12 protein-coding genes are annotated in these 13,140 nt (G+C 42.4%); 3 read left to right on the top strand and 9 right to left on the bottom strand.

The window, feature by feature from the left end; translation table 11 throughout:
* The first annotated feature begins 48 nt into the window (after positions 1-48).
* Positions 49-396: a hypothetical protein gene (locus AOG26_RS05210; RefSeq protein WP_054561526.1), complete on the top strand. Its 348-nt coding sequence runs from the start codon at positions 49-51 to the stop codon at positions 394-396.
* Between the two features lie 45 nt (positions 397-441).
* Here the strand turns inward: AOG26_RS05210 and AOG26_RS05205 are convergent, their stop codons facing one another.
* The 9 genes from AOG26_RS05205 to AOG26_RS05165 form a co-directional block, all read right to left on the bottom strand.
* The gene (locus AOG26_RS05205; protein ID WP_054561525.1) at positions 442-1,320 is read right to left on the bottom strand and encodes a LysR family transcriptional regulator; all 879 of its coding nucleotides are present in this window, start codon (positions 1,318-1,320) and stop codon (positions 442-444) included.
* A 388-nt stretch (positions 1,321-1,708) separates the two neighbouring features.
* Complete coding sequence (locus AOG26_RS05200; protein WP_054561524.1) at positions 1,709-2,365, bottom strand: 3-oxoacid CoA-transferase subunit B; 657 nt, start codon at positions 2,363-2,365, stop codon at positions 1,709-1,711.
* An 11-nt stretch (positions 2,366-2,376) separates the two neighbouring features.
* Positions 2,377-3,075, bottom strand: coding sequence for a CoA transferase subunit A (locus AOG26_RS05195; RefSeq protein ID WP_054553797.1), 699 nt, complete (start codon positions 3,073-3,075; stop codon positions 2,377-2,379).
* Between the two features lie 11 nt (positions 3,076-3,086).
* Positions 3,087-3,992, bottom strand: a complete 906-nt coding sequence (locus AOG26_RS05190) for a hydroxymethylglutaryl-CoA lyase (RefSeq protein WP_054561523.1) — start codon at positions 3,990-3,992, stop codon at positions 3,087-3,089.
* On the bottom strand, positions 3,992-5,956 hold the full coding sequence (locus tag AOG26_RS05185; protein WP_054561522.1) for an acetyl/propionyl/methylcrotonyl-CoA carboxylase subunit alpha: 1,965 nt from the start codon (positions 5,954-5,956) through the stop codon (positions 3,992-3,994). The genes AOG26_RS05190 and AOG26_RS05185 overlap by 1 nt, the downstream gene beginning before the upstream one ends.
* Positions 5,957-5,964: 8 nt before the next feature.
* Positions 5,965-6,735, bottom strand: a complete 771-nt coding sequence (locus tag AOG26_RS05180; protein ID WP_054561521.1) for an enoyl-CoA hydratase/isomerase family protein — start codon at positions 6,733-6,735, stop codon at positions 5,965-5,967.
* A 10-nt stretch (positions 6,736-6,745) separates the two neighbouring features.
* On the bottom strand, positions 6,746-8,353 hold the full coding sequence (locus tag AOG26_RS05175; RefSeq protein WP_054561520.1) for a carboxyl transferase domain-containing protein: 1,608 nt from the start codon (positions 8,351-8,353) through the stop codon (positions 6,746-6,748).
* Between the two features lie 9 nt (positions 8,354-8,362).
* Complete coding sequence (locus tag AOG26_RS05170) at positions 8,363-9,538, bottom strand: isovaleryl-CoA dehydrogenase (RefSeq protein ID WP_054561519.1); 1,176 nt, start codon at positions 9,536-9,538, stop codon at positions 8,363-8,365.
* A 44-nt stretch (positions 9,539-9,582) separates the two neighbouring features.
* The gene (locus AOG26_RS05165) at positions 9,583-10,017 is read right to left on the bottom strand and encodes a MerR family transcriptional regulator (protein WP_054553803.1); all 435 of its coding nucleotides are present in this window, start codon (positions 10,015-10,017) and stop codon (positions 9,583-9,585) included.
* Positions 10,018-10,358: 341 nt separating this feature from the next.
* Here AOG26_RS05165 and AOG26_RS05160 point away from each other — a divergent pair, with 341 nt between their 5' ends.
* A complete protein-coding gene (locus AOG26_RS05160) occupies positions 10,359-11,540 on the top strand; it encodes a thiolase family protein (protein ID WP_054561518.1) in 1,182 nt (393 codons plus the stop codon).
* A gap of 91 nt (positions 11,541-11,631) precedes the next feature.
* Positions 11,632-13,122 (top strand): CoA-acylating methylmalonate-semialdehyde dehydrogenase, encoded by a 1,491-nt coding sequence (locus AOG26_RS05155; RefSeq protein ID WP_054553805.1) that lies wholly within the window; start codon positions 11,632-11,634, stop codon positions 13,120-13,122.
* Positions 13,123-13,140: the final 18 nt, after the last annotated feature.

The raw sequence follows: 13,140 nt of genomic DNA, 5'->3' as shown, positions 1-13,140 counted from the left end.
CTGATATTAATTACGGATAAACTCTATAAATGAGATAAGGAAATAAATATGAACAAACAGTTAGGTTTAGTAGCTGGGGTATTACTAGCATCATCGAACTGTTTCGCAGCTGATAGTTTTCAAGTTGAAACTGCTGTTTATAGAGCGAATGAGCTTCTAGCATCGCCAGTAATGCTGGTGGAAGAAAAACAACCTGTAACCATCTCTATAGGTGAGGGGTTTAGCTATGAAGTTAAAGTTACACCACAAAAAGAGAATACGGCGGCTGTAGAAACATCAATCACACTCGCTGGCAGCTATTTTACACCTTCTTTTATTGTGGAATATGGTAAACAGGCTTCTTTCGAAATAGGTGAAAACAAAGTGAGTATTTTAATAACCAAGGCGAAAAGTTAAATTAGCAATAAAAGACCCTCAACAAAATTGAGGGTCTTTTATCTATTATTTTAGATGTTTAAAAGTATCAATCATCCATTTTATAAATAGTTCTAATTGTGCATTGGTTTCGCTAGGATCGTGTTGCACTAAGTAATATTTATCTTTTGTTTTTAATGGCATATCGGTGAAATTAAATAACCACTGCTCATCAAACCAAGTCTGACTGATAGGTAAGGGGATTAGGGCAATACCCATACCCTGTTGCGCGGCACGTGCCACACCAAACATACTATCAACTTGAATAATTTGCTTTGGTGCAAAGTCTTCAATACCAGCATGCTCTGCCCATTGGTGCCAAGCCCAAGGACGCGCTTTATGAAGTATAAGAGGTACTTCATTTAATGCCTGAAACGGGTTTTCTTGCCATGCTTGCCAGTTTTCTTTATTGCAAGCTGGTGTATACGATAGCGAAAATAGCTCATGTACAACGCCTTCGTGCGGTTTAGATGAAGATAATACAATCGACAAATCGCTTTGCTTAGTCAGCTCTTTACGCGTTTTTAAGGTATTAAGCTGTAAGTTTGTATTTGGGTGCTCACTGGTCCATTCGCTCAGTTTTGGCATTAAAAGCTCACTGGCAAAAAACTCAGGTAGCGTAATACTGATCGTTACGTTTTCTTGTAACTGACTAAATTCATTGATGGTTTTTTCTAGCGCTTTGATCAGCGGTGATACAGAGTCATAAAAATTCTTCCCCGCAGCAGTTAGGCGGATAGAGCGGGTTTGACGTTCAAATAGTTCAATACCCAATTGTTCTTCTAATTGTTTGATCTGATGGCTTACGGCAGACGGTGTAAGGTAAAGTTGGTTTGCAGCATCTTTAAAGCTAAGGGTGCGTGCAGCAAAACAAAATGAGCGTAGGCCACGAATAGGTGTTTGCATAGTTAATTTCAGTAAGTCTCAATAGCGCTTGTTAGTTAATTAACTGCTAAGCAATTATTATCCCAAAATGTAAAAAAATAGAGAGTAAAGAATGAATATAGCTAACTCTTGCCATATTGTATAAAAAACAATCGTGAATCGCTCGTTTAATCTATGTTTAGGCAAATGTTTAGTATAAAAGTGATCTTAGCAGTTTTAGCTATTTCGTCATAGTCTCAGTATTAGATACTGCCAATTCACTAAAGCAGGGCATTTTATACTATTTATGTGACAAAATGGTGCGGCGAAAGGCTGACTTTAGATAAAAAAAATCCCTCTTGCGAGGGATTTTGGGTAACTCAGCGCCATTGGCACTGGGAATGAGGTCGGTACATGGGATGTGAGTGGCTTAAAAAGCCATCTCTGGAACATCACCTTCAACAAGCAATTTGCCTGCCGTTTTGCTAATAATTTCATCTACCGACACGCCTGGAGCGCGTTCGATTAGATGAAATGCGCCGTCTTTAACTTCTAGTACGGCTAAATCAGTTACGATTTTCTTTACACAGTTAACCCCAGTTAGCGGTAAAGTGCAACTTTCTAATAACTTAGAGTCGCCATGCTTGCTTGCATGAGTCATCGTAACAATAATATTCTTCGCGCCAGCAACGAGGTCCATCGCGCCACCCATGCCTTTAATTAGCTTTTTTGGGATCATCCACGATGCGATGTTACCGTTCTGGTCAACTTCAAATGCACCTAATACTGTTAAGTCTACATGACCACCCCGTATCATGGCAAAACTATCTGCACTATTAAATATTGCTGCACCTGTGGCTGCTGTCACGGTTTCTTTACCCGCGTTGATCATATCTGCATCAACTTGGTCTTTGGTTGGGTACGCACCCATACCTAATAAGCCATTTTCAGACTGCAACATAACTTCGATACCGTCAGGTACATAGTTAGCAACCAGAGTAGGGATACCAATACCTAGGTTTACGTAATAGCCATCTTGTAGTTCTTGTGCAACACGCATTGCAACTTGTTCACGTGATAATGCCATTTTATTACTCCTTAATCGCGAGTTGTTACACGTTCAATGCGTTTTTCAAAGTCGCCTTTGATCACGCGATTAACATAAATACCTGGGGTATGAATTTGGCTTGGTTCAAGTTCACCTGGCTCAACAATTTCTTCAACTTCAGCAACAGTAATTTTACCTGCTGTCGCGGCCATCGGGTTGAAGTTCATTGCTGTGTGGCGAAATACAAGATTACCGTAGCGGTCAGCTTTCCATGCTTTAACAATAGCAAACTCACCTGTAATTGACTCTTCTAAGATATATGGGCGACCATCAAATTCTTTGACTTCTTTACCTTCGGCAACAGGAGTACCGTAACCTGTAGCTGTATAAAACGCAGGAATACCCGCACCACCAGCGCGCATCTTCTCAGCGAGTGTCCCTTGTGGTGTTAAAACAACATCAATTTCGCCATCGAGTAGTTGTTTTTCGAATAGCGCATTTTCACCCACATAAGAAGCGATGATTTTTTTAATTTGCTTATCATGAAGTAAAACCCCTAAACCAAAATCATCAACACCGCAGTTGTTCGAAACAACGGTTAGATTTTTAGTCTGTTTACGCTTAATTTCACTGATAAGTCCTTCAGGAATACCGCACAAGCCAAAGCCACCAGCGATAATAGTATCGCCATCTTTTAAACCTTCCATTGCAGCTTCATAACTTGAAACCACTTTATCGAAACCGGCCATGAGCCTACTCCTTAATTATTCTGAGTGTTCTTTAGAGCAAGTGATACCTTGCTGACAGGTTGTTTATTTAGTGCACTGCAAATAGCCCAACCAGCTTTCGCCAGTCTTTCTAAATCAATTCCATGCTCTATGCCAAGCCCTTGTAGTAAGTAAACTACATCTTCAGTGGCAACATTTCCTGACGCACCTTTGGCATAAGGGCAGCCACCAAGGCCTGCAACAGCACTATCAACCGTTGCTATACCGCGTGTTAGGGCGGTGTAAATATTTGTGAGCGCTTGTCCGTAAGTGTCGTGAAAATGTACAGCGAGTTTTGATTTATCAATATGTTGCAAGAGTAAATCTAATAACTCATCGACTTTTTTCGCCGTACCTACACCAATGGTGTCGCCAAGGCTAATTTCGTAACAACCTAGCTCTAATAATCGCTCTGATACTTTTAATACATCATTGTAGTCGACATCACCTTGATATGGACAACCCATAACGCAGCTAACATAACCTCTAACACGAATGTTATTCGCTTTGGCAAAATCCATTACATCTTTAAAGCGGTCAATACTTTCATCAATAGAGCAGTTAATGTTCTTTTGACAAAACGCTTCACTTGCTGCTGTAAAGATTGCAAATTCTTGTATGCCGACTTGTTTTGCCGCCTCTGCACCCCGTAAATTTGGGGTGAGGGCACTTAAGTTAACATTAGGCAAATTTAACGCGCTAATTACATCGCTTGAGTCAGCCATTTGTGGCACCCATTTAGGTGACACAAAGGCGCCTGCTTCAATATCTTTAAGCCCAGCATCTGCAAGGGCGTTGATAAGAGCGACTTTATCTTGCGTGCTAACGGCGGCTTCATTTTGCAAACCGTCTCTGGCGCCAACTTCTACAATGCGAACAAAATCAGGAAACTGTGCCATTACGCCTCCGGCTCTTCAACAATCGCGAGCATATCACCGTGACTCACCAGTTCACCTTCAGCAAAGCAATAGCTCGTTAATACACCATCATGCGGGGCATTAAGGGTGTATTCCATTTTCATCGCTTCAATGATGACAACAGCGTCACCTTTAGCGACAGTAGTACCTACCTCAACTAAATGTTTAACAACAGTACCATTGAGTGGTGCAGCTAGTGGCAATGCATCACTTTCGTGTTCACTAATATAGTGTTTATCAATCAGCTCTAGCACCTTTTGCTGTGCTTTGTACATCACTGTGATGTGAGAGTCTGTTTGATTAATATGAGCTACAACTTTTTCGCCATTAACGACTAGGTTTGCAAGGCCATTTTCAACCTTGCCCGAGGTTGTATAGTCAACTTCATTTAGGCTGATTTTAAAGCCATCTGAGGTCTTAACCGCATGAACGTTTAAATCCACAAACGGAATTGTTGTTTTAGCGTCACTGTTTAGCATAAAGCCTGTTAATTGTTGCCATGGGCTGCTGCTTTCACCTTTTAGTTGGTGTGCATACGCATAGGCTGCCACAACGCTTGCAATAACAGACTGTTGCTCGTTTTTAGCAACAAGGCGTTCACCTTGGTCTTCAATAAAGTGCGTATCAGGTGCACCAGCTTGAAAAGTAGGGTGGTTAGCAAGGTTAAATAAGAAATTAACGTTACAGCTAAAACCTGCTAGGTGGAATTGCTCTAGCGCTTTTGCTAAACGCCCAAGCGCTGCCTCACGGTTATCGTCATGCACAATTAACTTAGCAATCATAGGGTCGTAAAACGGGCTGATTTCATCACCCGCTGCAATCCCTGTATCTATTCGAACAAATTCAGATTCGTTCGGTGTAAATAGGGCATCAATGTGACCAGAACACGGAATAAAGTCATTACTTGGATCTTCAGCATAAATACGCGCTTCAAAGCTGTGACCTTGTAGCTGAATATCTGCTTGGCTAAGTGGTAAAACTTCACCTGCCGCAATATTGATTTGCCAATTCACCAAATCAACACCGGTTACCATTTCTGTTACTGGGTGCTCTACTTGTAAACGGGTGTTCATTTCCATGAAAAAGAATTCATCACCGCATAATAAAAACTCAACCGTACCAGCACCGCGATAGTTAATCGCTTGGGCACAACGCACCGCGGCTTCACCCATTTCTTTACGAAGTTCATCAGATAAACCCGGAGCAGGGGCTTCTTCAATTACTTTTTGGTGACGACGCTGTAAAGAGCAGTCACGGTCGCCTAAGTACACACAGTTACCATGGCTATCGGCAAAAACTTGTACTTCAACATGGCGAGGTTTGGTGACATAGCGCTCTAACAGTACTAAATCGTTACCAAAACCAGCTTTTGCTTCACGTTTTGCGCCTTCAAGTGCACTGATAAAATCTTTTGCGTGTTCTACAACTCGCATACCTTTACCACCGCCACCAAAAGCCGCTTTAATCAGTACCGGGTAACCAATTTTTTCAGCTTCGGCTTGTAAGAACTCAGTATCTTGGTTGTCACCATAGTAACCAGGCACTAAAGGTACATTTGCTTGATACATAATTTCTTTAGCGCGGGTTTTTGAGCCCATGGCTTCAATGCTTGATGCTGGCGGGCCTATAAAGGCGATATCATTTTTCTCACACGCGAGCGCAAAGTCACAGTTCTCTGATAAAAAACCATAGCCAGGGTGAATACAATCAACACCAGCTTGTTTTGCAACATCGATGATTTTGTCTGCCACTAAGTATGAGTCTTTACTTGGCGCAGGGCCAATATGATACGCCTCATCAGCAAGCTTTACGTGTTGAGCATGTTTATCGGCATCTGAGTACACTGCAACCGTTGTTAAGCCCATTTGCTTTGCTGTACGCATAACTCGGCAGGCAATTTCACCACGGTTGGCAACGAGAATTTTTTTCAATGATTTTGTTGTCATAATGGTTCCTATTTCTGCCAGTTAGGGGCACGTTTTTCAAAAAATGCAGTCAGGCCTTCTTGGCCTTCTTCAGATACACGAATGCGTGCAATACGCTCTGCGGTTAACTCAATCAGTGCATCATCTATTACGTTGCCAGAGACATCATTGATTAGCTGCTTTGCTGCTTTAACAGCAATAGGGCCATTGTTAACAAGGTTTTGTAAGTGTTTATCGAGCGCTGTTTGTAAATCGCCGGTGATCTGGTGAATTAAACCCAGTTGCTTAGCTGTATGCGCGTCAAAAATCTCTGCCGTTAAAAAATAACGACGTGCAGCGCGCTCACCGATAGCTTTAATGACATAAGGGCTGATAACAGCAGGAATAAGACCCAGCTTTACTTCACTTAAGCAAAACTGTGCATCGTCTTGGCAAATTGCGATATCACAACACGCAATCAAGCCTAACGCACCGCCAAATGCAGCACCTTGTACGGCACAAATTGTTGGATGTGGGCTGGTAGCAAGGACTTTCATAAGCTTTGCTAGCTGCATAGAGTCCGCTAAGTTTTCTGCAAAGTCATTGCCAGCCATCGACTTCATCCAGTTTAAATCAGCGCCAGCAGAGAAGTGCTTACCTTCGGTTCTTAAAACCAGTGCGCGCACATCACAGCTATTTGCGTGTTCAATTAAACGGATCAGCTCACTGATGACTTCTTCGTTAAATGCATTGTGTTTTTCTGGGCGACTTAGTACCAGTACAGCCACATTTGATTTTGTTATTTCGAGTGTTACTGACATAAGGCCTCCATTACATTCTAAATACGCCGAACTGAGAATCGCGCTCTGGTGCATTTTTAGCTGCACTTAAGGCAAGCCCTAATACATTGCGGGTATCAGCAGGATCGATAATGCCATCATCCCAAAGGCGGGCACTGGCGTAATATGGATGACCTTGTTTTTCGTATTGCTCGATAATTGGCTTTTTAAACTCACTGACTTGTTCATCAGTCATGCTTTCGCCTTTACGGGCTAAACCATCTTGTTTAACTTGTGCAAGAACGCCTGCTGCTTGTTCACCACCCATTACAGAGATACGGGCATTTGGCCACATCCACATCATGGTAGGTTCAAACGCGCGGCCACACATACCGTAATTACCTGCGCCATACGAGCCACCAATTAGCACGGTGAATTTTGGTACATCAGCACATGACACTGCGGTTACCATTTTCGCACCATGTTTTGCGATACCTTCGGCTTCGTATTTTTTACCAACCATAAAGCCAGTAATGTTTTGTAAAAACACTAAAGGAATTTTGCGTTGTGCACATAGTTGTATAAAGTGCGCGCCTTTTTGCGCTGATTCACTAAATAAAATGCCGTTGTTAGCAACAATACCGACAGGGTGACCAAAGATTTTTGCAAAGCCGGTTACTAGTGTTTCGCCAAAGTAGCGTTTAAATTCATCAAAAGATGAATCATCAACAACACGGGCAATTACTTCGCGTACATCAAATGGCTTTTTAAGGTCAGTACCCACAATGCCGTAAATTTCGTTAATGTCGTAACGCGGTGGTTTAACATCATCTAGTAACGGTGCAGTAGGGCGCTGATAATTAATTCGTTCAATACATTGGCGCGCGATAGAAAGTGCATGGGCATCGTTTTCAGCATAGTGGTCGGCAACACCGGATGTTTTACAGTGAACATCGGCACCACCGAGCTCTTCAGCACTCACTTCTTCACCCGTAGCTGCTTTAACCAGTGGCGGGCCTGCTAAGAAAATTGTGCCTTGTTCTTTTACGATAATACTCTCATCAGCCATCGCTGGTACATAAGCACCACCTGCGGTACATAAACCCATTACGACTGCAATTTGTGGAATGCCTTTACCAGACATACGAGCCTGATTATAGAAAATACGGCCAAAGTGTAATTTATCAGGAAATACATCATCTTGTTCAGGCAGGTTTGCACCGCCTGAATCAACTAAATAAATACACGGTAAATGACAACGTTCTGCGATATCTTGGGCACGTAGATGTTTTTTCACTGTTAGTGGAAAGTATGTACCGCCTTTTACGGTTGCATCATTGGCGATGATCATACATTCAACGCCTTTCACACGACCAATACCAGCCACAACACCGGCACAAGGAATAGCTTGTTCGTACACACCAAAGGCAGCAAATTGAGAAATCTCTAAAAATGGCGAGCCTTCATCAAGTAGCGTTTCAATACGGTCACGAACAAATAACTTACCACGGCCTTGGTGGCGCTCAATCAGGGCAGGGCCACCACCTAAACGGATATCAGCTACTTTTTCACGTAAATCACTTACGAGCGCTGCCATGTTGTCGTGATTTTGCAAAAATTGCGGATCGTGTGGATTTACACTCGATTTTAAAATCGTCATAACAAGGTCCTATCGGCTTTCAGTGAATAATTCGCGACCAATTAGCATGCGGCGGATTTCTGAAGTACCTGCGCCAATTTCATATAGTTTTGCATCACGTAATAAGCGACCAGTCGCATATTCGTTGATATAACCATTACCACCTAAGATTTGGATAGCATCTAGGGCCATCTTAGTTGCAAGCTCTGCTGCATATAAAATAGCGCCAGCGGCATCTTTACGCGTTGTTTCGCCGCGGTCACATGCACGAGCTACCGTGTAAACGTATGAACGAGCTGCATTCATTTGCGTGTACATGTCAGCAATTTTGCCTTGAATAAGTTGGAACTGACCAATTGGGCTATCAAATTGTTTACGTTCATGAATATAAGGAACCACAATGTCCATACATGCTTGCATAATACCAAGCGGGCCTGCAGCTAAAACAACACGCTCATAATCAAGGCCACTCATAAGTACTTTTACGCCTTCGTTTAAGTTACCTAGAATGTTTTCTGCTGGTACTTCGCAGTTCTCGAACACTAATTCACAGGTGTTAGAGCCACGCATACCAAGTTTGTCTAGCTTTTGTGCAGTAGAGAATCCTGGCGTGTTACGTTCTACGATGAACGCTGTTATGCCCTTAGGGCCGGCATTTAAATCTGTTTTTGCGTAGATAACAAAGGTATCGGCATCTGGACCATTAGTGATCCACATTTTGTTACCGTTAAGTACAAATACATCGCCTTTTTTCTCAGCTTTTAATTTCATTGATACAACATCAGAACCCGCATTTGGCTCACTCATCGCAAGGGCACCAATGTGCTCACCGCTGATAAGCTTAGGTAGGTATTTTTCTTTTTGAGCCTGAGACCCATTACGGTTAATTTGGTTAACACATAAATTTGAATGAGCACCATAACTTAAACCAATCGATGCACTTGCACGGCTAATTTCTTCCATTGCAATAACATGTTCAAGGTAGCCAAGGCCAGCACCGCCAAATTCTTCAGGCACTGTCATACCTAATAAACCCATTTCGCCAAGCTGTGGCCAAAGTTGATTAGGGAAGGCATTGTCTACATCTGTTTGTTCTGCAAGTGGGGCAATTTCTTGGCTCGCAAAGCTATTAACGTGATCGCGGATCATGTCTGCTGTTTCGCCAAGTCCGAAGTTCATTTCTTTATAAAGTGAAATAGTGCTCATAATGTGTGTTCCTGTGAGAGTCTGTTGACGAGATTGTTGTCAGGTTATTCGTCTAAATTATTAAGGGTTTCACGACAGCGACGTTCTGCGGTCACCAATTCCATTAGTACAACTTTAATGTCGTCCATTTGTTGGCTTAGGTCCGCTTTTTTCTCTGCGATAAGGTCAAGCATAGTGACTAGCTGTTTAGCGCTCGATTTATCTGCATCGTAAAGTTCAAACAAACGGCCCGTTTCAGCCAAGGTAAAACCTAAGCGTTTACCGCGTAGAATAAGTTTTAATCTTACTTTGTCGCGTTTTGAATAAATACGGGTTTGACCATTGCGATCAGGTGAGATCAGGCCTTGGTCTTCATAAAAGCGGATAGAGCGGGTCGTTATATCAAATTCTTTTGCTAGTTCGCTGATACTAAACGTTTGCTCATTGCTAGCAGGTTCAACTGCTGCGCTTTCAAAGTTTGTTTGATTGTCTTGTTTCATGATTTATTTACCTCATTCGAATAACACCAATATAAGTGAAGTTTACGTAAAGGTAAAGGGGGATTTGGGAGTTATACTTTAGACTTATAAAGATAACTGGTTGGATTTGTTGAAAAGCTTTATTTATCTAGCCTTGTAAGCAGATGTTCGATTTTTCATACAACAAAATACAGATAAGTTTACAGTTTTACCGGCCGCAAAAATGTTGATTTTAGATTTACGTTGGCGTAAACGTAAATATTATGTATGCTGAATTAAATCGAAATTAAACTATAACAAATTAACTGTTTGGTTACACATGATTTGAACACATGATGATAACCACTTACATGGAGCCAATTATGACTACTGAAGCCGTTGTTATTGTTGCCGCAAAACGTACCCCTATGGGTGGTTTTATGGGCGCACTAAGTGGTGCACACGCAACTGATTTAGGTGCTACAGCTATTAAAAGTAGCTTAGAGCAAGCCGGTTTATCTGCCGATAAGATTGATGAAGTGATTATGGGCTGTGTATTACCAGCTGGTCTTGGTCAAGCACCTGCACGCCAAGCAATGTTAAAAGCGGGTCTTAATCAAGGTACTGGCGCTACAACAATCAACAAAGTATGTGGCTCTGGCTTAAAAGCTGCAATGTTTGCCCATGACTTAATTAAATCAGGCTCTATCAACTCAGCGGTTGCTGGTGGTATGGAAAGCATGAGTAATGCCCCTTATATGTTACCAAATGCACGTTCAGGTATGCGTATGGGTCATGGCGAAGTAAAAGATCACATGATGTGTGATGGCCTTGAAGATGCTTACGACAACAAAGCAATGGGTTGTTTTGCACAAGACACTGCCGATCAGTATTCAATTGGTCGTGAACAAATGGATAACTTTGCACTTAGCTCACTGACTAAAGCGAATAGTGCGATTGAAACAGGTGCATTTGCAAACGAGATTGCCGCGCACACTATTTCTACACGCAAAGGTGATGTAACCGTTGCGATTGATGAGCAACCAGGCAATGCACGTCCTGATAAAATCCCAGGTTTACGTCCTGCATTCAAAAAAGACGGCACTATTACAGCTGCAAACTCGTCATCAATTTCTGATGGTGCAGCAGCGCTTGTGTTAATGCGTGAATCTGATGCTAAAGCACAAGGTTTAACACCACTGTGTCGTATCGTTGCTCACAGCACACATTCACAAGCACCAAGCGAATTTACGCTAGCACCGGTTGGCGCAATGCAATCGCTTTTAGAAAAAGCCGGTTGGTCTGTTAATGATGTTGATTTATGGGAAATCAACGAAGCGTTTGCCATGGTGACTATGCTTGCAATTAACGAGTTAAAACTTGATGAAAGCAAAGTAAACGTCAATGGTGGTGCCTGTGCACTTGGTCACCCAATTGGTGCAAGCGGCGCGCGTATCTTAGTTACCTTAATTCATGCATTAAAGAATCGTGGTCTTAGCAAAGGTGTTGCTTCACTGTGTATCGGTGGTGGTGAAGCAGTTGCTATGGCAGTTGAAGCTCTTTAATCGCTTTAGAATTTTAATCTCTCACAGCCGCAACGTATTTTAAAAACTATCATGTTGCGGCCTCTTTATACCCACTGGGGAGGAGTGCCTCATGCACCAAGTACCTTTATTTATCAACGGCGAATTTACCCAATCAAGTTCAACGCAGTTGATTGATGTTATCAATCCTGCAAACCAAGAAGTGTTAGCTCAAGTTCCGTGTGCAACGGATGCTGAAATGGATGCAGCCATTGCCTCTGCAAAAGAAACATTTAAAACATGGAAAGAAGTGCCAATTTCTGAGCGTGCGCGCATTATGATGAAATACGCAGCACTACTAAAAGAAAACCATGATGAGCTTGCGACGATTATTTGTCATGAGCTGGGTAAAACATTTGAAGACGCCAAAGGTGATGTTTGGCGTGGTATTGAAGTTGTTGAGCAAGCAGCCAATGCACCATCACTCATGATGGGCGAAACAATGGAAAACGTAGCGCGTAAAATCGATACTTATTCTTACATGCAGCCACTGGGTGTATGTGCGGGTATTACACCATTTAACTTCCCTGCGATGATCCCATTATGGATGTTCCCACTGGCTATTGTGTGTGGTAATACCTTTATTCTGAAACCATCAGAGCAAGATCCACTAACACCGATGCGTTTAGCTGAACTATTTGTTGAAGCAGGTGCGCCAAAAGGTGTGTTACAAGTTGTTCATGGTACAAAACCACAAGTTGACCGTTTATTAGAAGATCCAGCAGTCCGTGCTATTTCATTTGTTGGTTCGTGTGGTGTAGGTGAATACATCTATTCAAAAGGCACAGCAAACCTTAAACGCGTGCAAGCTTGTGTAGGTGCAAAAAACCACATGGTTATTATGCCTGATGCAAGTAAATCGCATGTTGTAAACAACCTTGTAGGTGCGTCTGTAGGTGCTGCGGGTCAGCGCTGTATGGGTATTTCGGTTGCTGTATTCGTTGGTCAAGCAAAGGACTGGGTTGATGAAATTAAAGCAGGCTTTGAAAACGTACGCCCTGGTGTATGGGATGATGCTAACGCGGCTTACGGCCCACAAACATCAAAAGCAGCTAAAGATCGTATTTTATCACTTATCGCAAGTGGTAAAGAACAAGGTGCAACGTGCTTAATTGATGGCTCTGACTTTACTGTTGAAGGTTACGAGCAAGGTAACTGGGTTGGTCCAACGCTATTTACTGATGTAACAACCGAGATGGATTTATACAAAGAAGAGATCTTTGGTCCTGTACTGGCTTGTATGTTTGTAGATACCCTTGAAGAGGCGATTGAGCTTATCAATAACTCGCCTTACGGTAACGGTACTTCGTTATTCACATCAAGCGGCGCTGCTGCACGTAAATTCCAACATGAAATCGAAGTAGGTCAAGTTGGTATCAATGTGCCAATTCCTGTGCCACTACCGTTTTTCTCATTCACAGGTTGGAAAGGCTCATTCTACGGTGACCAACACACCTATGGTAAGCAAGGTATTCGTTTTTACACAGAAACGAAAACAATTACTTCACGTTGGTTCGAGGATGATATCGCCTCAGGTCCGAACATGAGTATCAACCTTAAATAAGCCGTAATTAATTTACTG

Source organism: Pseudoalteromonas sp. UCD-33C (genome assembly GCF_001306895.1).
In the GTDB taxonomy this organism is placed as follows: domain Bacteria; phylum Pseudomonadota; class Gammaproteobacteria; order Enterobacterales; family Alteromonadaceae; genus Pseudoalteromonas.
The sequence above is the reverse complement of the archived record's forward strand: the minus strand, read 5'-3'. Positions and strand labels throughout refer to the sequence as shown.